The organism is Streptomyces mutomycini (assembly GCF_001700505.1).
GTDB lineage: Bacteria > Actinomycetota > Actinomycetes > Streptomycetales > Streptomycetaceae > Streptomyces > Streptomyces mutomycini.
Genome location: NZ_MAPV01000061.1, coordinates 12,074 through 33,988, shown reverse-complemented (window position 1 = coordinate 33,988; position 21,915 = coordinate 12,074). Strand labels below are relative to the sequence as shown.

At 67.6% G+C, this 21,915-nt stretch carries 22 protein-coding genes; 11 read left to right on the top strand and 11 right to left on the bottom strand.

Translation table 11 applies throughout. From position 1 onward, the window contains the following. Positions 1–128: 128 nt before the first annotated feature. Both rpsR and rplI read left to right on the top strand, forming a co-directional pair. Positions 129–365, top strand: a complete 237-nt coding sequence (gene rpsR / locus BFF76_RS10185; RefSeq protein ID WP_003967857.1) for a 30S ribosomal protein S18 — start codon at positions 129–131, stop codon at positions 363–365. 18 nt (positions 366–383) lie between these two features. Next, positions 384–830: a 50S ribosomal protein L9 gene (rplI, locus tag BFF76_RS10180; protein ID WP_031090352.1), complete on the top strand. Its 447-nt coding sequence runs from the start codon at positions 384–386 to the stop codon at positions 828–830. A gap of 108 nt (positions 831–938) precedes the next feature. Here the strand turns inward: rplI and BFF76_RS10175 are convergent, their stop codons facing one another. After that, a complete protein-coding gene (locus BFF76_RS10175) occupies positions 939–2,276 on the bottom strand; it encodes an MATE family efflux transporter (RefSeq protein WP_031090350.1) in 1,338 nt (445 codons plus the stop codon). Positions 2,277–2,752: 476 nt separating this feature from the next. Here BFF76_RS10175 and dnaB point away from each other — a divergent pair, with 476 nt between their 5' ends. From dnaB to BFF76_RS10155, 3 genes are all read left to right on the top strand, one after another. Beyond that, positions 2,753–4,210, top strand: a complete 1,458-nt coding sequence (dnaB, locus tag BFF76_RS10170; RefSeq protein WP_031090348.1) for a replicative DNA helicase — start codon at positions 2,753–2,755, stop codon at positions 4,208–4,210. A 157-nt stretch (positions 4,211–4,367) separates the two neighbouring features. After that, positions 4,368–4,820 (top strand): hypothetical protein, encoded by a 453-nt coding sequence (locus BFF76_RS10165; protein ID WP_031090346.1) that lies wholly within the window; start codon positions 4,368–4,370, stop codon positions 4,818–4,820. 495 nt (positions 4,821–5,315) lie between these two features. Next, positions 5,316–6,695, top strand: coding sequence for a serine hydrolase domain-containing protein (locus BFF76_RS10155; protein WP_065848043.1), 1,380 nt, complete (start codon positions 5,316–5,318; stop codon positions 6,693–6,695). A gap of 81 nt (positions 6,696–6,776) precedes the next feature. Here BFF76_RS10155 and BFF76_RS10150 read toward each other — a convergent pair whose 3' ends face one another. The 3 genes from BFF76_RS10150 to BFF76_RS10140 are packed head-to-tail and all read right to left on the bottom strand — an operon-like array spanning position 6,777 to position 8,928. Then, positions 6,777–7,940: a winged helix DNA-binding domain-containing protein gene (locus tag BFF76_RS10150; RefSeq protein ID WP_065848045.1), complete on the bottom strand. Its 1,164-nt coding sequence runs from the start codon at positions 7,938–7,940 to the stop codon at positions 6,777–6,779. Between the two features lie 48 nt (positions 7,941–7,988). Continuing rightward, entirely contained in the window at positions 7,989–8,441 is a 453-nt protein-coding gene (locus BFF76_RS10145; protein ID WP_053929556.1) for a GNAT family N-acetyltransferase, read from the bottom strand. 28 nt (positions 8,442–8,469) lie between these two features. Further along, positions 8,470–8,928, bottom strand: coding sequence for a MarR family winged helix-turn-helix transcriptional regulator (locus BFF76_RS10140; protein WP_031090336.1), 459 nt, complete (start codon positions 8,926–8,928; stop codon positions 8,470–8,472). 142 nt (positions 8,929–9,070) lie between these two features. Between BFF76_RS10140 and BFF76_RS10135 the strand changes: the two genes are divergently transcribed. Next, positions 9,071–10,312, top strand: a complete 1,242-nt coding sequence (locus BFF76_RS10135; RefSeq protein ID WP_031090333.1) for an MFS transporter — start codon at positions 9,071–9,073, stop codon at positions 10,310–10,312. A 229-nt stretch (positions 10,313–10,541) separates the two neighbouring features. Here the strand turns inward: BFF76_RS10135 and BFF76_RS10130 are convergent, their stop codons facing one another. The 4 genes from BFF76_RS10130 to BFF76_RS10115 form a co-directional block, all read right to left on the bottom strand. Further along, a complete protein-coding gene (locus BFF76_RS10130) occupies positions 10,542–11,021 on the bottom strand; it encodes an NUDIX domain-containing protein (protein WP_065848042.1) in 480 nt (159 codons plus the stop codon). 52 nt (positions 11,022–11,073) lie between these two features. Beyond that, entirely contained in the window at positions 11,074–11,970 is an 897-nt protein-coding gene (locus tag BFF76_RS10125) for a LysR family transcriptional regulator (protein ID WP_065848041.1), read from the bottom strand. Between the two features lie 274 nt (positions 11,971–12,244). Next, positions 12,245–13,369 carry a cystathionine gamma-lyase gene (locus tag BFF76_RS10120; RefSeq protein WP_065848040.1) on the bottom strand — a complete coding sequence of 375 codons (1,125 nt, stop codon included), beginning with the start codon at positions 13,367–13,369 and terminating at the stop codon, positions 12,245–12,247. A 65-nt stretch (positions 13,370–13,434) separates the two neighbouring features. Further along, a complete protein-coding gene (locus tag BFF76_RS10115; RefSeq protein ID WP_065848039.1) occupies positions 13,435–13,812 on the bottom strand; it encodes a phage holin family protein in 378 nt (125 codons plus the stop codon). Between the two features lie 78 nt (positions 13,813–13,890). On the opposite strand from BFF76_RS10115, the gene BFF76_RS10110 reads away from it, so the two are divergent. The 4 genes from BFF76_RS10110 (at position 13,891) to BFF76_RS10095 (ending at position 16,179) form a co-directional block, all read left to right on the top strand. Continuing rightward, positions 13,891–14,208, top strand: coding sequence for a cupin domain-containing protein (locus BFF76_RS10110; RefSeq protein WP_031090323.1), 318 nt, complete (start codon positions 13,891–13,893; stop codon positions 14,206–14,208). A 164-nt stretch (positions 14,209–14,372) separates the two neighbouring features. Next, complete coding sequence (locus tag BFF76_RS10105) at positions 14,373–14,582, top strand: DUF5326 family protein (RefSeq protein WP_031090321.1); 210 nt, start codon at positions 14,373–14,375, stop codon at positions 14,580–14,582. Positions 14,583–14,872: 290 nt separating this feature from the next. Then, positions 14,873–15,640, top strand: a complete 768-nt coding sequence (locus BFF76_RS10100) for an IclR family transcriptional regulator (RefSeq protein WP_199831514.1) — start codon at positions 14,873–14,875, stop codon at positions 15,638–15,640. A 101-nt stretch (positions 15,641–15,741) separates the two neighbouring features. After that, positions 15,742–16,179 (top strand): SsgA family sporulation/cell division regulator, encoded by a 438-nt coding sequence (locus BFF76_RS10095; protein ID WP_031090315.1) that lies wholly within the window; start codon positions 15,742–15,744, stop codon positions 16,177–16,179. 60 nt (positions 16,180–16,239) lie between these two features. Here the strand turns inward: BFF76_RS10095 and BFF76_RS10090 are convergent, their stop codons facing one another. Further along, on the bottom strand, positions 16,240–17,595 hold the full coding sequence (locus BFF76_RS10090) for a YibE/F family protein (RefSeq protein ID WP_065848038.1): 1,356 nt from the start codon (positions 17,593–17,595) through the stop codon (positions 16,240–16,242). Between the two features lie 197 nt (positions 17,596–17,792). Between BFF76_RS10090 and thiC the strand changes: the two genes are divergently transcribed. Then, complete coding sequence (thiC, locus tag BFF76_RS10085; protein WP_065848037.1) at positions 17,793–19,688, top strand: phosphomethylpyrimidine synthase ThiC; 1,896 nt, start codon at positions 17,793–17,795, stop codon at positions 19,686–19,688. Between the two features lie 114 nt (positions 19,689–19,802). Here thiC and BFF76_RS10080 read toward each other — a convergent pair whose 3' ends face one another. Both BFF76_RS10080 and BFF76_RS10075 read right to left on the bottom strand, forming a co-directional pair. Continuing rightward, entirely contained in the window at positions 19,803–20,621 is an 819-nt protein-coding gene (locus BFF76_RS10080; RefSeq protein WP_053929558.1) for a hypothetical protein, read from the bottom strand. A 180-nt stretch (positions 20,622–20,801) separates the two neighbouring features. Then, the gene (locus tag BFF76_RS10075; RefSeq protein ID WP_065848044.1) at positions 20,802–21,860 is read right to left on the bottom strand and encodes a metallophosphoesterase; all 1,059 of its coding nucleotides are present in this window, start codon (positions 21,858–21,860) and stop codon (positions 20,802–20,804) included. Positions 21,861–21,915 lie beyond the last annotated feature (55 nt).

The window sequence follows — 21,915 nt, the reverse complement described above, 5'->3', positions numbered from 1 at the left end:
GCGGGGGTGGCTGGGGCGGAGGCTCCGGCGGTTCCGGCGGCTCAGGCAACTCTGGTGGCGGCTACTCGGACGAGCCTCCCTTCTAGGGCTGCTCGTACCCCACTTCTTGATCACACAGGAGAAACACAATGGCGAAGCCGCCTGTGCGCAAGCCTAAGAAGAAGGTCTGCGCGTTCTGCAAGGACAAGACCCAGTACGTGGACTACAAGGACACGAACATGCTGCGGAAGTTCATTTCCGACCGCGGCAAGATCCGTGCCCGCCGCGTGACCGGCAACTGCACGCAGCACCAGCGTGACGTCGCCACGGCAGTCAAGAACAGCCGTGAGATGGCGCTGCTGCCCTACACGTCCACCGCGCGATAAGGGAAGGGTGACCGAATCATGAAGATCATCCTCACCCACGAGGTCACTGGCCTCGGTGCCGCCGGCGACGTCGTGGACGTCAAGGACGGGTACGCCCGTAACTACCTGGTTCCGCGTGGCTTTGCCATTCGCTGGACCAAGGGTGGCGAGAAGGACGTGGCGCAGATCCGCCGCGCCCGCAAGATCCACGAGATCGCGACGATCGAGCAGGCCAACGAGATCAAGGTCAAGCTCGAGGCCGTGAAGGTCCGTCTGGCTGTTCGCTCCGGCGACGCCGGCCGTCTCTTCGGCTCCGTCACCCCGGCTGACATCGCCTCGGCGATCAAGTCTGCCGGTGGCCCGGACGTCGACAAGCGTCGCGTCGAGCTCGGCTCGCCGATCAAGACGCTCGGCGGACACCAGGTGTCTGTCCGTCTGCACCCCGAGGTTGCCGCGAAGCTCGGTATCGAGGTCGTTGCTGCCTAAGGGCACAGCTCAGCAGAGCTAGGTGAAGGGCCACACCCTCCGGGTGTGGCCCTTCGTCGTTTCACGTGAAACGGTTCCTTGCCGAGTGATGCCAGGCCGGGTGCAGCTTCAGCGCGTGGCGCCGGTCACGATCCAGCGGCCGGACCTCATGCGCATCCATAGCGTCACCAGTCGGACAGTCATCATCAGGGTCATCGCACCCCAGAGAGCGGTGAGGCCTCCTCCGAAGCTGGGGATGAGGAGAGCGACCGGGGCGAAGACGGCCAGCGTCAGGACCATGGCCCAGGCCAGATAGCGCCCATCACCCGCCCCCATCAGCACTCCGTCAAGAACGAAGACCACGCCGGAGATCGGCTGGGAGAGCGCCACGACCAGTAGTGCAGGCAGCAAAGTGTCCTGCACGGATGTGTCGCCCGTGAACAGCGGGACGAACAGTGGTCTGGCAAGAACGATCAGCGCCCCGAGGACCACCCCGGAGGCGACCCCCCACTGAACCATCCGGCGACATGCCTCGCGGGCGCCTCTGGCGTCATTAGCGCCCAGGTAGCGGCCGATGATGGCCTGGCCTGCGATGGCGATGGCGTCGAGCGCGAATGCCGTAAGGCTCCAGAGCGACAGGATGATCTGGTGGCCGGCGATATCCGTGTCACCGAGGCGGGCGGCGACCGCAGTGGCGATCATGAGGACCGCCCTCAGCGAGAGCGTGCGGACCAGCAGGGGTACGCCTGCTTGGGCGCTGGCCCGGATGCCTGCGGCATCGGGACGCAGCGATGCTCCGTGCCGACGGGCCCCGCGGACCACGACGACCAGATACACGAGCGCCATGCCCCACTGGGCGATGACGGTGCCCCATGCGGATCCTGCGACCCCCAGCCCGGCTCCGTAGACGAGCCCGGCATTGAGTGCTCCGTTGGCCGCGAATCCACCGATGGCGACGTAGAGCGGTGTCCGGGTGTCCTGAAGGCCGCGCAGTACGCCCGTCGCCGCGAGCACCACGAGCATCGCGGGAATGCCGAAGCTGGAGATCCGCAGATAGGTCGTGGCGTATGGGGTCGCGGTGTCGGATGTCCCGAAGATTTCGACCAGCGCCGGTGTCAGAGGGACCGTGACAGCGACGACGGCGGCACCGATCAGCAGGGCAAGCCAGATACCGTCCATGCCCTGGCGGACGGCGGAAGCCAGATCTCCTGCGCCGACCTGGCGGGCGACCGCGGCTGTGGTGGCGTAGGCGAGGAAGACGAAGACGCTCACCGCCGTTGTCAGCAGGGCTGCGGCGACCGCCAGGCCGGCCAGTTGTGGAGTGCCGAGGTGGCCGACGATGGCACTGTCGACCATGACGAAAAGAGGCTCGGCAACGAGCGCACCGAAGGCCGGAACGGCGAGTGCGATGATCTCGCGGTCGTGCCGGCGGGGGGAGGGTGGCTGAGCCGTGGGCGCCTGGGTCATGGAGGCTAATCTAATCTTCCACAGGTAATAGATGCAATGTGTTAGTGATCCTTACCTTGCTTAGGTTTCCGGGTCCCGTGCGGGGCTGCTTCCCTCGATCTTGAGCTACGGGCAAAAGTTTTTCTCCCCCACAGCCGGTGGATTGAGAAACACCAGCTCAGGGGCTTCTTTGGTGAGTGGATATGAGTTTGTCCACAGTGCTGTCCCCCGGTCCGTGCACAGGATCCGACGGGTTCTCCACAGCATCTGGTCCGTCGTCCACAAGCCCTGTGGATAACCAGATTGGCTGACGGTGCGGACCGGCCTACCGTGGGGCGGCGCCCGCACTCCGTTCCGGCTTGGAAGTCTCCAGAACTTGACGCGCCGGAACCGGAGTCGGGCGTCTTGTTTGTCGGTGCCGTGCCGTAAGAAAGAGAGGCACGGTTAGGTCCGCGAAGCGGACGGGAGGAGGTGGCCCGGTGAGCATTCCCGAGCCTTTGGACGATCCCTGGGCCGATGTCGGTCCCAGCGACCGTCTGCCCGTTTCCCGTCAGCGGCGTGGAGAGGGCAAGGGGCGCGACGAACAGCACGAGCGTGGCCGGGAGAGTGGCTGGGACGGCGGGCCATCAGGCTTCGAGCGGGTGCCTCCGCAGGATCTGGACGCCGAGCAGTCCGTCCTCGGCGGCATGCTGCTCTCCAAGGACGCCATCGCGGACGTCGTGGAAATCATCAAGGGCCATGACTTCTACCGTCCCGCGCACGAGACGGTCTATACGGCGATTCTCGACCTCTACGCCAAGGGGGAGCCGGCCGACCCGATCACGGTGGCGGCCGAGCTGGTCAAGCGCGGCGAGATCACCAAGGTCGGCGGGGCCCCGTACCTGCACACGCTGGTGCAGTCCGTGCCCACAGCGGCCAACGCTTCCTACTACGCGGAGATCGTCCACGAGCGGGCAGTGCTCCGGCGCCTTGTCGAGGCGGGCACGAAGATCACCCAGATGGGATATGCGGCCGACGGTGACGTCGACGAAATCGTCAACTCGGCGCAGGCCGAGATCTACGCCGTCACGGAGCAGCGCACAAGCGAGGACTACCTGCCGCTCGGCGACATCATGGAAGGTGCCCTCGACGAGATCGAGGCCATCGGCTCCCGCAGCGGCGAGATGACCGGTGTACCGACCGGATTCACGGACCTCGACTCCCTCACCAACGGTCTGCACCCGGGTCAGATGATCGTCATCGCGGCCCGTCCCGCCATGGGTAAGTCCACTCTCGCCCTGGACTTCGCCCGAGCCTGCTCGATCAAGAGCAATCTGCCGAGCGTGATCTTCTCCCTGGAAATGGGACGCAACGAGATCGCGATGCGCCTGCTGTCGGCCGAGGCCCGGGTGGCCCTCCATCACATGCGCTCCGGGACCATGACCGATGAGGACTGGACGCGACTCGCCCGTCGGATGCCGGATGTCTCCGCCGCTCCGCTCTACATCGATGATTCCCCGAACCTCTCGATGATGGAGATCCGTGCGAAGTGCCGTCGCCTCAAGCAGCGGAACGACCTGAAGCTCGTGGTCATCGACTACTTGCAGCTGATGCAGTCCGGAGGGGCCAAACGGGCGGAGAGCCGGCAGCAGGAGGTCTCGGACATGTCCCGAAACCTCAAGCTCCTCGCCAAGGAACTCGAGCTTCCCGTCATCGCCCTTTCCCAGCTGAACCGTGGGCCTGAGCAGCGTACGGACAAGAAGCCGATGGTCTCCGACCTGCGTGAGTCCGGCTCCATCGAGCAGGACGCCGACATGGTGATCCTGCTGCACCGTGAGGATGCATACGAGAAGGAGTCTCCACGCGCGGGCGAGGCGGACCTGATCGTGGCCAAGCACCGAAACGGTCCGACGGCGACGATCACCGTGGCGTTCCAGGGCCACTACTCCCGGTTCGTGGACATGGCGCAGACCTGACCCACGCGGCTGAAGGTTCTCAGATCCCGTGTCCCTTTCTCATCCGGGATGTCCACCGCGCCTCCAATGGGACACCGGGTGAGAATCGTGCCTCCTGATCGAGTGAGACCCCTCTTCGTGTACAGGACTGTCCCAGGTCGTCTGCCACCATGCTGAGATGGCCCACGACATAGTGTTCTTCCTCGCTCCGGACGACGAGAGTGCCGCTGCGACGCGCTGGCAGGGACCTGGTCAGGCGTTTGAGTCTGTGACCTGCCGATTCCTGGAGCCGGACAGTGCCATCGCGGAGTGGGACATGTTCTTCGAGGAGCCCTCTGCCGAGATCCCGCCGATCGAGCAACTCCTTGGGTGGTCGTGGCCGGAGTGGGTAACCGCCCCCTTGAACGATGGCGTTGAGGTGTTCGCTCTGCCGCCGCGGTTGATCCGGGCGTTGGCCGACGCCACTTCCACTGAGCTGGAGGAGCTGGCAGATCGCTGGACCGCGAGGCTCAGGTCTGCCGACGGCGACGAACTGACCGACGATGATCTGCTGGCGGTACTGCAGGGAGTGTCCCGGCTTGCGGCGTCTGCGGTGAGCACGGGCGGCGGCCTCTACAGCTGGAGCTTCTGACCGTCCGGTGAACCTCCTTGGGCAGCGGCGTCGCCGTTTTCGGCCGGGCGAGCCAGGAAAATGACACGGAGCTGGGAGTCCAGGAGATGGCACGGCGTGCGAAGCCGGATTCTCACCCGGTTTTATCCGAACTGCCGGATACTCCCTGCGCCGCGGTTCACCGCTGACGGTTCGTCTCGTCGATCATGGTCCGGCCCGCATCGTCAGCAATTGGCGTCGCGCATGGGCGTATCCGGGCAGGAACGGCGTGACCGAGACACTGCCCGCTGATGTGGCCCTTGGGCTGGAGGCCGTTCTCGGCGGGGATGGTCCGGTCCATGTCGCTCTTCACCAGCAGGTGCCGCACATCGGCGTGCGAGCACGCCGTACATGTGGATGTGGCACCGGGTGCGGGGACATGGGCCGAGACAGCCCAGAGATCCCCTGGTCAGCGCGGCGACCTGAGCGATGCGAAATGGGTTCGTCAGGCCGACAAAGCAGGAGTCATCCTTGGGCATGACCTCTTCCGAAGTCCTGCTCCCCAGCACCCGGCGTGCCCTGCTTCACCGTGTCGCCACCGCGCAGTCCCAAGGCCGGGCCCCTTCTCTCGTCGCCGCGGTGCAGCGGGACGGCCAGGTCGCCTGGAGTGGTGCACGCAGTTGCGTGGACGGCCATGAGCCCGATGGCGATACGCAGTTCAGGATCGGTTCCATCACCAAGACCTTCACCGCCGTGCTGGTGCTGCGTCTGCGTGACGAGGGGCTCCTGGATCTGGGTGACCCCCTGGACAAGCACCTGCCGGGCACGGACGTGGGACAGGTGACTATTTTCCAACTGCTGGGCCACAGCGGAGGACTGAAGGCAGAGACGCCCGCCCCTTGGTGGGAGAGGACGCCGGGTGCCACTCGTCCGGAGCTGACGGACGTGCTCGGCGAGAGGCCCGTGATCCACCCGGCCGGCCACGGGCACCACTACTCGAACCCGGGTTACACGCTGCTCGGCTCCCTCGTCGAGAGGTTGCGTGGTGACTCCTGGGCAGAGGTGCTGCGCCGCGAGATTCTGGAGCCCCTGGGGATGGACCGTACGACTCCCCAGGCGCATGCCCCGCATGCGGGTGGCTGGGCCGTCCATCCGTGGGCCGATGTCATGCTGCCCGAGCCGGCCGAGGACCTCGGGGTGATGGCGCCGGCCGGTCAGCTCTGGTCGACCACCAGCGATCTCCTCCGCTTCGCGGCCTTCCTGGCACGGGGAGATGAACGAGTCCTGCGCGCGTCCTCGGTGGCGGAGATGCGTGCTCCAGCTGCCCCGCCCGAGGCAGGCGACTGGGCCGGCACCTACGGCCTCGGTCTTCAGGCTGTACGGCGTGGGGATCGCACGTTCCTCGGTCACTCGGGCTCGCTTCCGGGCTTCCTGGCCACACTGTTGTTCAGCATCGAGGACGATGTGGCGGCCGTGGTGCTTTCGAACGCCACTTCCGGCCCGCTGACCGGTGCGGTCGCCGCTGATCTTCTGCACATCGTTGCCGAAGCGGAGCCCAGGATCCCGGAGGCCTGGCGCCCGCTGCCCGAGGTCGACCCAGAGCTGCTGGCGCTGACCGGGCCCTGGTACTGGGGTACGCAGGTCCATGGCCTGAAACTGCTCGCGGACAGGGGGCTCGAGCTTCAGCCCCTGAAGGGCGCGGGCCGTGCAGCTTGCTTCCGAGCATGCCCCGACGGGACCTGGACGGGCCTGAACGGATATTACGCGGGGGAGACTCTCCGGGTCGTGCGCGCCGAGGACGGCTCGGTGGACCATCTCGACCTGGGGTCGTTCGTCTTCACGCGGGAGCCCTACGACCGTGGCGCAGCCGTTCCCGGTGGCGTGGACGAGGGTGGCTGGCGGGGGCTGGCCACCTGAGAGGTTGAGGCGCCATGTCGCGTTTCACGTGAAACGCGACGTGCCGCCCCAGCCGCGGCCGGACTCCTCGGGGTGAACCGATCAGCCCGTCAGCTCGCGTTCCAGAGGCGTGCGGAAGCGTGGGGTGACGCGTGCGTCGCCTGTCCACGCCGACAGTCGCGCAGCTTCTGCCTCGATGAGTTGTGAACCCTCACGTCCGATGTCGGACAGCAGACGCCACACCAGCTCACCATCGGGGCGCTGGGCCCAGCCGCCTACGATCCCGCCGTTCCACCACACCGTGGGGCCGATGTTGCCGGAACGGTCGAAGAGCGCGGCACGGTGGTCGGCGGGCAGCTGGAAGTCACGGTCGGCCCAGCCCATCGCGCTCGGGTCGAGGCCGGGTAGCAGTGCCGCCCATGGCTCAGGAGCAGGTTCCGCGGCGAGATCTCCTGGGGCGGCCCAGCCGAAGGCTCCGCTGTCGAGCAGGACCTCCTCGGCGCTGGCTGCGGCCAGGGCGGCACGCGTCTCACGGATGCCCCAGCCGGTCCACCACTTCAGATCGCCTTCCGTCGCGGGGCCGTAGGACCGGAGCCAGCGTCCGGCCACTTCCGTCCGCGCCTCGGCGGGATCCGATTCCGGCCAAGGCGCGGCGGTCGTCCAACGGAACTGGCTGGACGTCCACGAACCGCGAGGCCGGTCTCGTCGGATGCGGCCATCGGCGGCCAGCACCCGGATGACACGGGAGGCCACTCCCTGCACCGTTTCCTGCCTCGTCCCGGGAAAAATGGTGATCTTCGTTCGCAGGGCGGGCACGGCGGCCGAAAGCTCGCTGCCCGTGGCACGGCCCCGCGTGGCGAGAGCGGAGAGCGTCTGCCGCTCGGTATCGGCGAGCCACTGTTCGTCCAGCCCGTTGGCGTCCTCCCGCAGGTGCTTGAGGAGCTTCTGACGTTCCTTGGCTGCCACGGGCCGTGCACTCGACGCGTCGATGGCAGGCGCGACCTCCGCGGACATGCTGAACAATGTGTTCCGCATGGAAAGCAGCCGCACCAGTGAGACGTCTTCGTACAGCGCATGGTCCACCGCTCCGATTCCGGGCTCGGTCATCCGTGCGCAGACGGAGAGGTAGACCGTGGCGGCATCGGTCGCATGCAGAGCGACCACTGCGTCGGCCACCGCGACCACTGAGCCCGTCCGTACGGACGGGGCCAGCAGATGCCGGCGTCCGAGTCTGATCCTGCGCTGTTCGTCGGAGATGCGGTACACGTACATCCCTCCCGGAGTGGCGAGCCGAGCCGGCGGAACCCCGATGGCTCACAGAGCGAGCTTGAACCCGACATGGCTCGAGGTGAAGCCGAGCCGTTCGTAGAAACGGTGGGCCTCGGTACGGGTGCCGTCCGACGTCAGCTGCACCAACTGGCAGTCCTGACGTCGGGACTCATCGACCGCCCACTGGATCAGCTGGGTGCCGAGGCCGCTGCCGCGCTCGTCAGCGTGGACGCGGACACCCTCGATGACGGAACGGGTCGCCCCACGTCGGGACAGTCCGGGAATGATCGTGAGCTGAAGGGTTCCCACGGCGCGGTCTTCGCGCACGGCCACGACCAGATGCTGGTTCGGGTCATCGGCGAGCCGTCGGAACGCGGCCTGATAGGGACCGAGGTCGTCCGGGGACTCGCGCTGGGCACCCAGAGGATCGTCGGCGAGCATGGCCACCACGGCTGGGATGTCGGCGAGTGTTGCGGGACGTATGTCGAGATCGCTCATGATCGGCAGACTACGCAAAGCCGCTGGTTCAGGCGGGGACCTTCAGCCCCTCGACCGTACGGACCAGCGGGGCGAGCTCCGGGTTCTCGGCAGCCTCGTCGAGAGCGGCCCGGAGCGCGGTGTCATTGGTCGGCCTGGCCTCGTTCAGCAGCGCGAGACCTGCCTCTGTGACGTCTGTGTAGATGCCTCGCCGGTCCGTGTCGCACAGATACCTGGTCAGCAGTCCACGGTCCTCGAGCCTGGTGACCAGTCTCGTGGTGGCGCTCTGGCTGAGCACCACAGCATCCGCCACCTGCTTCATCTGCAGGTGGCCACCCGTGCCGCTGTGCTGGCGGCTCAGGACGTCGAGCAGGGAGAACTCACGCGCGCTCAGGCTGTGACGGGACTGCAGGGCACGTTCGATTCGGGCTTCGATCTTGCCGTGGAGCAGGGAGAGGGCACACCAGCTCTGTGCGAGGGCCGTCAGTGCGGGATCTGCCGCTGTCATGGGTCTCTCCTCCGTACGGGAGCTGCTGCTTGCCTCCAGGATAGGGCACGAGTGCAATAGTCGGCGCTTGCAAATAGACAGCGTCTGCAACTATTGTGGACGCTCGTAAAGTGCACACGCAATCGCTAGGAAAGTGACACTCATGCCGCTTGCACTCCTCGCCCTCGCCATAGGGGCGTTCGGTATCGGCACCACAGAGTTCGTGATCATGGGCCTGCTTCCCGATGTCGCGGCGGACTTCCAGGTCTCGATCCCCGCTGCTGGATTCCTGGTCACGGGATATGCCTTGGGAGTGGTCCTCGGCGCTCCGCTGATGACCATCCTGGGCACGCGGGTGACCAGGAAACGGATGCTGATGTTCCTGATGGCGTTGTTCATCGTGGGGAACGTGGTCTCCGCGCTCGCCCCCGTCTTCGGCGCGATGCTCGCCGGACGGGTGATCGCCTCGCTCGCCCACGGAGCCTTCTTCGGCATCGGATCGGTCGTGGCCGCGGACCTGGTCGCTCCGGAGAAGAAGGCCGGCGCCATCGCCACGATGTTCACCGGGCTGACCGTTGCCAACGTCGTAGGGGTCCCACTGGGGACCTCCATCGGGCAGGAATTCGGCTGGCGCGTCACATTCCTCGTCGTGGCGGCACTCGGTGTCCTGGGACTTCTCGGTGTGGCCAAGCTCGTCCCGGAGCAGCCGAAGCCTCAGGGCGTCAGGATCCGTCACGAACTGGCGGCGTTCCGCAATGTCCAGGTGCTGCTCGCCATGGCGATGACGGTTCTGGGATTCGGGGGCGTCTTCGCCGCGATCACCTACATCACCCCGATGATGACGGAGACCGCCGGCTTCGCGACGTCATCGGTCACCTGGCTGCTTGTTCTCTTCGGGCTCGGCATGGTCGGCGGGAATCTGCTGGGCGGCAGGTTCGCCGATCGCCGTCTGATGCCCATGCTGTATGTGTCACTCGGCACGCTCGCTGTGGTCCTGGCGCTGTTCACGGTGACCGCGCACAACAAGTTCGCCGCCGCGGTGACCATCCTTCTTATCGGGGCTCTCGGCTTCGCCACGGTGCCGCCGCTACAGAAGAGGGTCCTCGACCAGGCTGCTGGTGCGCCCACCCTGGCCTCGGCGGTCAACATCGGGGCGTTCAACCTCGGGAACGCTCTCTCTGCGTGGCTCGGCGGCATCGTCATCGCGGCCGGTTTCGGGTACACAGCGCCCAACTGGGTCGGCGCCGCACTCGCAGCCTCGGCATTGCTTCTGGCGGTGCTCTCCGGTGCCATCGAGCGCAGGGCCGCCAACGGTGGTCGACCGGTCGCCGTGCTTCCCGAACCTGCCGCAGGCGCCCGCCCCGGAGACGCGGTCCACACGGCCTCGGCGCCGGTATCGCGGTGAGGAAGCGACACGTGGCCGTGGCCATCGAGAGTGCGGTGACCACGACCACGTGTGTGGCACTTCGGATGGCCGGCGGGTCGCTGGGGGCGGTTTCACGTGAAACACCGCGACGCAAGCAGAGCGGAGCCAGCCGTTCTCCGGCAGAGGGCCGTCCCGGCTGCCTGCCTCGGCGCGTGCGGCATGCCCAGCCTGTTACCCGCCGGGGAAGCGTCGCCCGTGCCTCCAGGCGTCACCTCAGATCGGGAGCGTGCATCGCCCGGAGCCCTTCGATGTTGGCGTCCAGATAGTGCCGCAGCGACAGGGGTACGAGGTGCACAGCCGCGATTCCCATGCGGCTGAAGGAGACGCGAACGATTTCGTACTCCCCACAGGGTTCATCGATCTCCGGTCCGTGACGACGCGAAAGGTCCATCGAAGCCAGCCGGCAGACGAAGAAGTGCTGCACCTTCACGCCTTTGACCCCGCCCCCGGCGATGTGCTCGACGGTATCGACGAAGCACGGTACGACATCGACGACCTTGGCACCGAGTTCCTCGTCGACCTCGCGGTGCAGTGCCTCGACGACGGTGGCGTCCTCCGGCTCGACGCCACCGCCCGGTGTCAGCCAGTACGGGTCGACACCGGGTTTGGTGCGCTTGATCAGGATGAGGTCATCGCCGTCGAGCAGGACGGCGCGTGCTGTGCGCTTGACCACGGGACGTTCGGTCATGGCAAGAGAGTGGCCCAGGAAACCCGGTCTGAAACTCCTGTCGGCCGACCGGTCACCAGTCCACAGCAGCACGCACCAGCCATTCGTGCGCCCGCGCAATGTGCGGCAGGCCGAGTGTGCCGGTCCGGGCATTGAGGAAGTACGTGCGCAGAGGTGGTACCGGAGGGTCGAGCAGCGCCACGACCTCTCCTCGCTCCAGCGCGCTCTCGCAGAGATAGCGGGGCAGCACGGCGAGCCCGGCGCCCGCTGCCGTGCTCTCCAGAACCGCTCGGAGGTCCGGTGCGATCACTGCGGCGGAGGCCGCGGGGCGGCTGTCGAACACCGTCGCCCAGTAGCGGCTGACCAGAGGGAGACTCTCGTGGACCTCGACCACCGGTAACTGCTCGAGCAGTACGGACCCCTTGTGCGGCAGCGCCCCTGGCCCCAGGCGTCCTGCCCAGCGCGGCGCGGCGATCAGGACGTGCTCCTCGTCGCAGAGGGTGGTCGACGTCAGCGGACCGCCGCGTGGGCGGGCGGTGGTGATGGCCAGGTCATGATGTCCTGCCGCCAGACCTGCCAGCGTGTCCTCGGTGTCCACCGCGAAGGTGCTTCGCAGGGCGAGCCCTTGGGAGAGCAGAGGGGTAAGGGCCGGCAGCGCCCGCAGTGAGGTGAACTCCGGAGGTCCGGCCAGGTGCAGTGTCCTGGCCCCCGATTCCTGGTCGAGCCCTGCCTCGACGATGTCGACCAGTGCGTCCAGGTGAGGGGCGGCCCGGTGGGCGAGCTCGGCGCCGGCACTGGTCGGGGTCACGCCTCGGGCTCTGCGCAGAAACAGCGGACGGCCCAGCTGTCGTTCCAGGGCGCGTATCTGCGAGGTGACGGCGGGCTGGGACAGCCCGAGCAGCGCGGCGGCACGGGTGAACGAACCGGCCCGGTGCACCGCGACGAATGTGCGCAGCAGGGCCAGGTCCATGGTCTGTCACCTCCACCCTCACGGGCGCTGCGCCGTCCCGCACCGCCCTTCACGACCGTCGCAACCATAAATTTGTCGATAGGTCGCTGTCGCTACTGTGATTGGACACTGACGCACAGTCAACTAGCCTTGTCCAGCCGGTTCTCAGCGCAAGAACCGGGGTGGTCCGAGTCACGAGGGGGGGAGGCTCGGACCGCTCGTTCCGGGCAGGACCGGCCCGGTGGACGGGGACGCCCGTCCCGGGCCGGTCCTGCCCTGACCTGGGAGGCGCCGTTCAGCGCAGGGACTCGTCCAGAGCGCGTTTCACGTCTGCCAGCAGGTCCTCGGGGTCCTCGGCGCCGACCGAGAACCGCACGAAGCCTTCCGGCACCGCGTCCCCGCCCCAGCGCGCCCGACGCTCGGCGGTGGAGCGTACGCCGCCGAAGCTCGTCGCGTCGTCCACCAGCCGCAGCGCGGCCAGGAAGCGCTCCGCGGTGTCCTCGTCCGCCAGCACGAACGAGACCACGGACCCGAAGCGCCGCATCTGCCGGACAGCGATCGGGTACGAAGGGTCGCCGGGCAGCCCCGGGTAGCGGAGTCCCGCCACGTCAGCCCGCTCGGCCAGGGCCTCCGCGAGCGCCAGCGCGGTCGTGCACTGACGGTCGAGGCGCAGCTGCAGCGTGGCCAGCGACCGGTGTGCGAGCCAGGCTTCCATGGGGCCGGGAATGGCGCCGACCACCTTGCGCCAGCGACGTACTCCTGCTGTGAGGTGCGGGTCCCGGCAGCTCACATGGCCGAGCAGGATGTCCCCGTGCCCGGTCGTGCCCTTGGTGTCGCTGGCCACCGAGAAATCCGCACCCAGCTCGAGGGGGCGCTGGCCGAGGGGGGTCGCCAGGGTGTTGTCGACCGCGACCAGAACACCCGCGGCGTGAGCGGCCTCGACCAGCCTCCGCACGTCACAGACGTCGAGCCCCGGATTGGAGGGGGTCTCGATCCACAGCAGCTTCGCTCCTTCGAGGAGCTCCAGCTGGGCATCGCCGCCGGTCGGCGCGGTCCGCACTTCGACGCCGTAGGCCTCCAGCTGCTCCCGCACCAGGGGGAGTGCCTGATAGCCGTCGTCCGGCAGGACCACCACGTCGCCCATGCGCGCCTGTGACAGCAGCACGGCCGAGACGGCGGCCATTCCGGAGGCGAAGACCGTGGTCCCGACCTCCTCCCCCGGCGCCTCCAGCTCGCCGATGGCCCGCTCCAGGTGGGTCCAGGTGGGATTCGTCTCCCGGCCGTAGGTGTAAGGGCCGACAGGCTCACCGGACAGATGGAAGTGCGCGGCGAAGACCGGACCGGGAAGCGTGGGTTCGTACTGCTCAGGTTCGGGCAGGCCCGCTCGTACCGCTCGTGTCCCGTCGCCTGTGGTGCTCATTCTCACTACCTCGTCTCTCCCCGGCGTTCACCGGTCCGCTGTGCACTGTGTCACCGGTGGACGATTCAGTCCTCGTCGGGGAGCAGGACGTTCAGGGCCCAGGAGACGACCGAGATGATCAGGCCGCCCAGGACCGCGGTCCAGAAACCGTCGACTTTGAAGTTCAGGTCGACGACGCCGGCCAGCCAGGAGGTGAGCATCAGCATCAAGGCGTTGACCACGAGCGTTATCAGCCCGAGCGTCAGGATGAACAGGGGCAGGGTGAGCAGCTTCACGACCGGCTTGACGACGATGTTCACCAAGCCGAACAACAGCGCCACCACGATCAGGGTGAGCACCTTGCGCCCGGTGTTGTCACCGGTCAGCGTGATGTCCTGGAGCAGCCAGATGGCTACGGCCAGCGCACCGGCGTTGGCGATCGTCTTGACTACGAAATTCTTCATGTGTCTGATCGTGGCAGACATGATCGGTGGCGGACACCGCCGGGACAGACCAGCAGGGGCGCGAGGGGCGGACGGACGATGAAGGCATTCAGACTGGACGAGCTGGAGGCGGAGCGCGCCGCCAACGACGGCGCCTATCTGCAGTTCATCAGGGAACGCAGCATGTCCGTGGGCCTGTACGCCTTGGACGCCGGGGCGCTGGACCCCCAGCAGCCGCACAAGCAGGACGAGGTGTACCTGGTCGTCAGCGGCCGCGCCTCGATCACGGTCGGTATGGAGACCACGCAGGTGGGGCGGGGGAGCGTCGTGTTCGTGCCGGCGGGCACCGCCCACAAGTTCCACCACGTCACGGAGGACCTCCGGGTGATGGTGATCTTCTCCCCGCCCGAGAGCTGAGAGGGTGCGTCCTCGGGGTTCCGCCGGAGCCGGGTTCGGTCCCGGACCCGCTGTTCCCTAGGGGATCGCTCAGGGGACTTCAAGGGCTCCCGGGCCCCGTCGGCGACCTTCGCGCATCTAGCATCGAAGCAGGTACTCACAGAGACGAGGTAACGGCGATGGCGGTGCGGGAGATTTTCGCGGGGATGCCCTGGTGGGTGAAGTGGGTCGCGGTGCCTCTCATCGCGATCGTCCTGTTCGGCGGCCTGATCGCCAGCGTGGTCGGGTTCGTCATCGGACTGCTGTTCAAGGTGCTCGTATTCGTCGTCCTCGTGGGTGGTCTGATCTTCGTCGTGCGGAGGTTCATGTCCTCGTCCGAGCGCAGCGACCACTGACGACAGCGGGCGGGCACCCGGTCGCGCGGCGGTGCGACTGGCCCGCGGGGCGGGCCTCGGAATCGCTGATTAGCCCAGCTGAGCTAAGTCCACGACGAAACCTCACTCGTGACTGTACGTACGGATACAGTGGCGTACCGCTGCCGCCAGCTGGGAAATGACGGTCTGTCACCACCCTGCCCAATGGTTCGTGCGACCGTCCGGTCTCCGGACCCCAGGCTCGCGGCGGGCCCGTGGGGGCGGCCCCCGCGGGAGGGCTGAGAGCCCGTCACCATGCGTGGGGGTGACCTGTGACCACGGCATCGAGCACCACCGTCCCGACGTTGATCGGTTCGGTTCAGCGGGCGTTGAGACTTATGGAGGCTGTGGGCACCCATCGGGACGGGGCGCCGGCGAAGCAGCTCGCCCGTGAGGCCGGGCTGCCCCTCCCCACCGCCTATCACCTGCTTCGCACGCTGACCCATGAGGGATATCTCCGCAGGGAGAACGGCGTCTTCCTGTTCGGAGCCGCAGCCGAGCGACTCGGCGGCGGCCCCGCGACTCCCCGTCCAGGTGTCATCGTCGACTCGCTCGCGCACTGGGCGGACGTCATCGGCGCACCCGTGTACTGCGCCCTGTACAAGGAGGGCGAGATCGAGATGGTCGCCGTCGCGGAGATCCCCGCCGTTCCCGCGGTGCACGAGTGGGCCTCGTTCCGTGAGACGGGCCATGCCCACGCCCTCGGGCAGTGCCTCCTCGGGCAGCTCGACGAGCGTGCACGCGAGGATCATCTGGACCGGTATCCCGTCCGGCCGTTGACGCGTTACTCCGTAAGGGACCGTCAGGCGCTGCTGGACCGCCTGAGATCGATGAAACGTACGGAACCTGTCGTCGAACGGCAGGAGTACGCGATGGGAACTGTCTGTGCGGCCATTCCGATCACTGTCGGTTCCGCCGTTGCGGCCATGGCTGTTTCTCTTCCCCTGCATCAAGAGGAACGGTTGCTCCCCGCAGTCGAACAACTACGCTGCGAAGTGACCACCCTCTTGCGCTCGTTCGTGTTCTCTATCAGTATCTGAAAAATCACTCCTTGTGATCCGCTATCGCGTGCACCACGATGGCGTCAATAGGGCCAAGGGGGATCATTCCTGGCCAGTTTCATCTACTGCGGGGTTGAACGATGCGCGAGTCGGTTCAAGCAGAGGTCATGATGAGCTTCCTCGTCTCCGAGGAGCTCTCCTTCCGTATTCCGGTGGAGCTCCGGTACGAGGTCAGTGATCCGTACGCGATCCGAATGACCTTCCATCTGCCGGGTGACGCCCCCGTCACCTGGGCATTCGGCCGTGAGCTGCTGCTCGACGGTCTCAACAGTCCGAGTGGTGACGGCGATGTGCACATCGGCCCGATCGAGCCCGAAGGACTGTCGGATGTACACATCCGCCTTCAGGTCGGTGCGGACCGTGCGCTCTTCCGGGCCGGCACCGCGCCCCTTGTCGCCTTCCTCGACCGGACGGACAAGCTGGTGCCACTGGGGCAGGAGCACGCGCTGGGTGACTTCGACGGCAATCTGGAAGAGGCGCTGGGCCGCATCCTCGCCAAGGAACAGAACGCGGGCTGAACACGAGGCCCGGCTGCACACCGAACGCCGGCGGCCCGGGGCCGTGCGTCCGGTGGTGTCTCACGCCTTGCGGCGCCGGCCCCTTCCGGCCCGTGCGGGTGCGGGAGTTCCGGCTTCCGCGCCGAGCCCCGTGCGGTCCGCGGAGACCACCAGGGCCGCGAGCACCGTTGTCACCGGCACCGAGGCGACCAGCCCGATCGATCCGACGAGAGTCCGGACGATCTCCTCGGCGACCAGTTCGCTGTTGGCCACCGTGCCGACGCTGCTCTGCGCGATGGAGAAGAGCAGCAGCAGGGGTAGCGCCGCGCCCGCGTAGGCGAGTACGAGCGTGTTGACGACCGAGGCGATGTGGTCCCGCCCGATCCGGATGCCCGCGCGGTAGAGCCCGCGTACGCCCAGGGCCGGGTCGGCCTGGTGCAGCTCCCAGACCGCCGACGTCTGGGTGACGGTCACGTCGTCGAGCACGCCGAGCGAACCGATGATCACACCGGCCAGAAGCAGACCGCTCATGTCGATCTCCGGGTACAGCCCATGGATGAGGCCGGTGTTGTCGTCCGTGTTTCCGGTCAGACCGGCCCATCCGATGAAGAGCGAGCCCAACAGCCCGATCAGCAGCAACGAGATGAGCGTGCCGACGACGGCCACGGAGGTGCGGGCCGTCAGCCCGTGGCAGGTGTAGAGGGCGATCAGCATGATGGCGCTGGCCCCGATCACCGCCACGACCAGCGGATTCGAGCCCTGCAGGATCGCCGGAAGGATGAAGAGGGTCAGCACGCCGAAGGAGATGGCCAGAGCGATCAGAGCCATCAGCCCGCGCAGTCTGCCGACCACGACCACCGCGAGGGCGAAGATCCCGGCGAGCAGCGCCATCGGCACGGTACGGTCCACATCCGTGACCGAGTACTGCAGATCCCGGGGCGCGTCGGGTGCGTACGCCACGACCACCCCCTGGCCCTCGTGCAGTTGCCGCGGGGCATCGGGCTGGATGACCTCGACGAACGTACGGCCCTTGTCCTCACCGGTGGTCACTTCGACCGTTGCCTTCTTGCACTGCCCCGACTGCTCGTTGACGGCCTCCCGCCCTGAGGGCGTGGAGGTGTCGCCGGTCGCCGGTACCTGAGAGGCGTTGACGTCGGCACAGTCGACCTGCACGACCTTCGTCACCTGCCCGTCCTGGGTCTGCCGGTCGAATCCGACGCCCGTGCGCTCATGGGCGGGAGCTCCGCCGGGCCAGAACGCCACGAGGCCGACCAGGACCGCGGCTGCGAAGGGGATCAGCACGGCGGCGATGACCTTGCGCAGATGCTTTGACACCGGCGCGGCAGGGCCGTGGGCGTGGGTATGGCCGTGCGCATGACTCTGTGTGCTGCCTGATGCGTGGCCGGGGGGTTCGGGGGCGCTTCCGGGGGACGTCACCCCCCGATCATCCCAAGAACGGCGGAGGCCCTCTGGCCAGCACGCCAGAAGGGAGGTTAGCGTGGAGGCGCATTTGTACACGCGGGAGCTCGGAGCACCGGGCTGAGAGGGCGCTGACCTCCGTATATCCATACGGGACACGCTGCGCCGACCGCCGAACCTGTTACCGGGTAATGCCGGCGTAGGGAGTAGGTCTCATGACCACAGCGGACGCACGCACGCCTGCCTCGATGCAGAACGCACAGAACGCGGCCACCCCGGCGGAGAACGCGAATACGGCAGACGCCGTGGGCTTCGCGGACACCGAGGGCGCGGGCAACGACGAGGCCGGAAGGTCCATCGGCTGGCACAAGGGGTACGTCCAGGGATCACGCCCCGACCTCCGGGTGCCGGTCCGTCAGGTGCACCTCACCAATGGCAAGGACGTGACGCTGTACGACACGTCGGGGCCGTACACCGATCCCGCCACCGACACCGATGTGCGCCGGGGACTGGCCCCGCTCCGGGAGCACTGGATCATCGCCAGGGGGGACACCGAGGAGTACGCGGGACGTCCCGCGCGTCCCGAGGACGACGGCCTCAAGCGCACCTCGCCGCGAACGGGGCCTCCCCTCCCCCAGCAAGGCGGGGAGCGCGGGGAAGGCCTGCGCAACCTCGACGCCGTCTTCCCGGGCCGCCCGCGGCAGCCCCGTCGCAGCCGTGACGGGGCGCCTGTCACGCAGCTGGCCTATGCGCGACGGGGGGAGATCACCCCGGAGATGGAGTACGTCGCCATCAGGGAGAACGTCCTACCGGAGGTCGTGCGCGAGGAGATCGCAGCAGGCAGGGCGGTCCTGCCGGCCAATGTCAACCATCCCGAGATCGAGCCGATGATCATCGGCAAGCGCTTCCTCGTGAAGGTGAACGCCAACATCGGCAACTCCGCGGTCACGTCCTCCATCGAGGAGGAGGTGGACAAGATGACCTGGGCCACCAAGTGGGGCGCGGACACGGTCATGGACCTCTCCACCGGCCGCAACATCCACACCACCCGTGAATGGGTCCTGCGCAACTCCCCCGTGCCGATCGGCACGGTCCCCCTCTACCAGGCACTCGAGAAGGTCGACGGCCGGGCCGAGGAACTGTCGTGGGAGATCTACAAGGACACCGTCATCGAGCAGGCCGAGCAGGGCGTCGACTACATGACGGTGCACGCCGGGGTCCGGCTGCCGTACGTTCCGCTGACGGCCCGTCGCAAGACCGGCATCGTCTCGCGCGGCGGGTCCATCATGGCGGCCTGGTGCCTGGCGCACCACAAGGAGTCCTTCCTCTACGAGCACTTCGAGGAGCTCTGCGAGATCCTCGCGGCCTACGACGTGACGTACTCGCTCGGCGACGGGCTGCGCCCCGGTTCCATCGCCGACGCCAATGACGAGGCGCAGTTCGCCGAACTCCGCACGCTCGGTGAGCTCAACACCGTCGCCAAGCGGTTCGGCGTCCAGACGATGATCGAGGGCCCGGGGCACGTCCCGATGCACAAGATCAAGGAGAACATCGATCTGCAGCAGGAGATCTGCGAGGAGGCGCCGTTCTACACGCTGGGCCCCCTCACCACGGACGTCGCTCCCGCGTACGACCACATCACCTCGGGCATCGGTGCGGCGATGATCGCGTGGTGGGGTACGGCGATGCTCTGTTACGTCACGCCCAAGGAGCACCTGGGGCTGCCGAACCGTGACGACGTGAAGACCGGGGTCATCACGTACAAGATCGCCGCCCACGCTGCGGACCTCGCCAAGGGGCATCCAGGGGCGCAGGAGTGGGACGACGCGCTGTCGGACGCGCGGTTCGAATTCCGCTGGGAGGACCAGTTCAACCTGGCGCTCGACCCCGACACCGCGCGGGAGTTCCACGACGAGACGCTGCCGGCCGAACCGGCGAAGACGGCGCACTTCTGCTCGATGTGCGGCCCCAAGTTCTGCTCGATGAAGATCTCCCACGACATCCGGCGGGAGCACGGCGGCGAACAGGCCGAGATCGAGGCGGGGATGGCAGAGAAGTCCAGGGAGTTCGCAGCGGCGGGCAACAGGGTCTATCTGCCGATCGCCGACTGACGTCGGGGCGCCCCCTCAGGGCATCAGGGCGCCGTCCCGGCCACTGCGGCCGGGGTGGCGCCGCGGTGGTCCTGAGCGGGCTGGGTGCCGCGGTCGAAGCCGTGACCGGCCGGATCACTCCGGCTGATGCTCGGGGCCGCCGAAGTCCGGGCTGGTGAAGTCGGGGCTGGTGAAAGTCGGGCGCGGCCCGGCGGAGGGACCGTCCCCCGGCCCGGAGAAGTCCGGTCTGCTGTACCCGATCCTCGGGATCCTGTCGGCCGGACGGTACGGCGTCCGGGAGGCGGGCCCGGCAGTCGGGTCGGCCAGCGCGTCCCGGAGGAAGGGCAGTATGCCGCGTTCCAGCAGTGCGTGGCACCATGCCTCCCGGGCGCGTGCCACGTCCTCCGGAAGTTCCTCCTCCTCGTCCACGGCGGGCAGCGCGGTGGCGCCGTTGCGCAGGGCGGTGACCAGGAGCCCCACGGCGGCGACGAGGGTGGCCGCGGCGGCGACGGCCGCGAAGAACCAGCCGGCGGCGACCATGGTCCTGGCGAAGGCCGGGGCGGGGTGGCTGAGGGCCATCAGGGGGTAGCCGACCAGCAGGAATATCAGAGCGGCGGTACCCGCGAGGACCGGTGCCAGGACAGCGAGCACCGCGAGGGTACCGGCGCCTGTGGGGTCGGCTTCGTCCGTGGCGGGTCCGAGGACGGAACCCTGGTCGTCCGGCCCGCGCAGCTCGCCGCGGACCTTCACGTAGTGGTCGTACTCGGTGGCCGCCGCCGCGGTGATCAGGGGCGTGGCGTCGAGAGCCATCGTCCGGAGCTGTTCCGTGTTGAGCCGGTCGCCGACTCCGTCCAGATCCGGTCGTTCGTGAGCATGACGCAGTGCGTCGGCAAGGATCCGCTCGTATTCGGGGCGGTCCTCGGCCAGCAGGTGCGGAGCGCTTTTCATGTGCATCCCCCGATGCTCCGTAGGGCCTGATCGACCGTGTGGGCCGGGTGATCGGGTGAAACGGAGGAGAGCCTGCGACTGATAGGCCGATGGTAGAGCGCCTACGGCACAGGGTGACAGGGGGTTTGCGGAAATAGGTCCGGCCGCCGACGGTGTCGGGTCGTGAGAGTTCTTCCCCGGCGGACGTCAGTCACGCAGGGGAAGTTGGACGACCAACAGCTTTCCGGCCATGGTCACTCCGCCGTCCATGGCGATGGCGAGCCCTTCCGCGTAGACGTGTGGACCGTCCACCGCGGGGCGTGCCGCGTCCTCGCCCTCCTCCGATCCGACCTCGCCGAGCAGATAGGAAATGGGGCTGTGCCCGTGGACGACACGGCGGCCCCCGTATGTCGCCATCAGTTCGCGGACCGCTTGTGCGCCGCCCTCGTCACGGAAGGCGAACCGCTTGGTCAGCTTGCGGAAGAGATCCCAGCACTCATCGGCATCGTTGCGCGTGAGAATGGCGTGCACCGTGTCGTTGACGTCCTCGATGGTCGATCCGTAGTCGAGGTAGGCAGTCGTGTCGGAGTGCATGAGCAGATGCCCGTCCTCCTCGACGACCGCGTCGAGCCGGGCCATCCACTGGAGATGGACGTCCTGGAGCCGCTCCATGTCCGTCTTCTGACCGCCGTTGAGCAGCCAGGCGGCTTGGAAGGTCGCGGTTCCGGCACCGGAGTTCACCGGGGTGTCGCCGAACCTCTTCGCGCCGAGGAGCAGCAGTTCGTGGTTGCCCATGAGGGCCTTGCAGTAGCCGCCGGCCGCAGCTGCCTCAGCGGAGAGGCGCATGACGAGATCGATGACGCCGATGCCGTCGGGACCGCGGTCGGTGAAGTCGCCGAGGAACCAGAGCCTGGCGTTGCCGGCTGTCCACCGGCCGTCGGCGTCGACCAGGCCCTGCGCACACAGGGCCGCCAGGAGTTCGTCCAGGTAGCCGTGGACGTCGCCGACGACGTACAGCGGACCGGGTCCGGACTCGCCGGCGGGACGGGCCTCCTGGACCGTCTGCACCTGGACGGTGTCGCCACGGTTGATCACGGGCAGATCGCGCTCGGTGGGGGTGTACCCCTCCGGCGGCTCGTCGCCCACCGCGACGTTGCCGGGGTGCGGCGAGGGCGCGTTCATCGGCACCTGCGCATACGGCGGTACGCGGAAGTCACGCAACGTCGCAGTCCGCACTACGGGTTCCTGACCGGCCCCCTGAGTCATCGACCCCTCCACCACCGTCGCGCCTCCGTACACCTGACGGGCCCTGCCTGGTAGA

Coding starts and splice junctions, on each gene's coding strand:
- BFF76_RS10110 (WP_031090323.1), top strand. CDS start 13,891: ATGAAGGCATTCAGACTGGACGAGCTGGAGGCGGAGCGCGCCGCCAAC.
- BFF76_RS10120 (WP_065848040.1), bottom strand. CDS start 13,369: ATGAGCACCACAGGCGACGGGACACGAGCGGTACGAGCGGGCCTGCCC.
- BFF76_RS10115 (WP_065848039.1), bottom strand. CDS start 13,812: ATGAAGAATTTCGTAGTCAAGACGATCGCCAACGCCGGTGCGCTGGCC.
- BFF76_RS10165 (WP_031090346.1), top strand. CDS start 4,368: ATGGCCCACGACATAGTGTTCTTCCTCGCTCCGGACGACGAGAGTGCC.
- rplI (WP_031090352.1), top strand. CDS start 384: ATGAAGATCATCCTCACCCACGAGGTCACTGGCCTCGGTGCCGCCGGC.
- BFF76_RS10135 (WP_031090333.1), top strand. CDS start 9,071: ATGCCGCTTGCACTCCTCGCCCTCGCCATAGGGGCGTTCGGTATCGGC.
- thiC (WP_065848037.1), top strand. CDS start 17,793: ATGACCACAGCGGACGCACGCACGCCTGCCTCGATGCAGAACGCACAG.
- rpsR (WP_003967857.1), top strand. CDS start 129: ATGGCGAAGCCGCCTGTGCGCAAGCCTAAGAAGAAGGTCTGCGCGTTC.
- BFF76_RS10125 (WP_065848041.1), bottom strand. CDS start 11,970: ATGGACCTGGCCCTGCTGCGCACATTCGTCGCGGTGCACCGGGCCGGT.
- BFF76_RS10080 (WP_053929558.1), bottom strand. CDS start 20,621: ATGCACATGAAAAGCGCTCCGCACCTGCTGGCCGAGGACCGCCCCGAA.
- BFF76_RS10155 (WP_065848043.1), top strand. CDS start 5,316: ATGACCTCTTCCGAAGTCCTGCTCCCCAGCACCCGGCGTGCCCTGCTT.
- BFF76_RS10175 (WP_031090350.1), bottom strand. CDS start 2,276: ATGACCCAGGCGCCCACGGCTCAGCCACCCTCCCCCCGCCGGCACGAC.
- BFF76_RS10145 (WP_053929556.1), bottom strand. CDS start 8,441: ATGAGCGATCTCGACATACGTCCCGCAACACTCGCCGACATCCCAGCC.
- BFF76_RS10130 (WP_065848042.1), bottom strand. CDS start 11,021: ATGACCGAACGTCCCGTGGTCAAGCGCACAGCACGCGCCGTCCTGCTC.
- BFF76_RS10140 (WP_031090336.1), bottom strand. CDS start 8,928: ATGACAGCGGCAGATCCCGCACTGACGGCCCTCGCACAGAGCTGGTGT.
- BFF76_RS10075 (WP_065848044.1), bottom strand. CDS start 21,860: ATGACTCAGGGGGCCGGTCAGGAACCCGTAGTGCGGACTGCGACGTTG.
- BFF76_RS10095 (WP_031090315.1), top strand. CDS start 15,742: ATGCGCGAGTCGGTTCAAGCAGAGGTCATGATGAGCTTCCTCGTCTCC.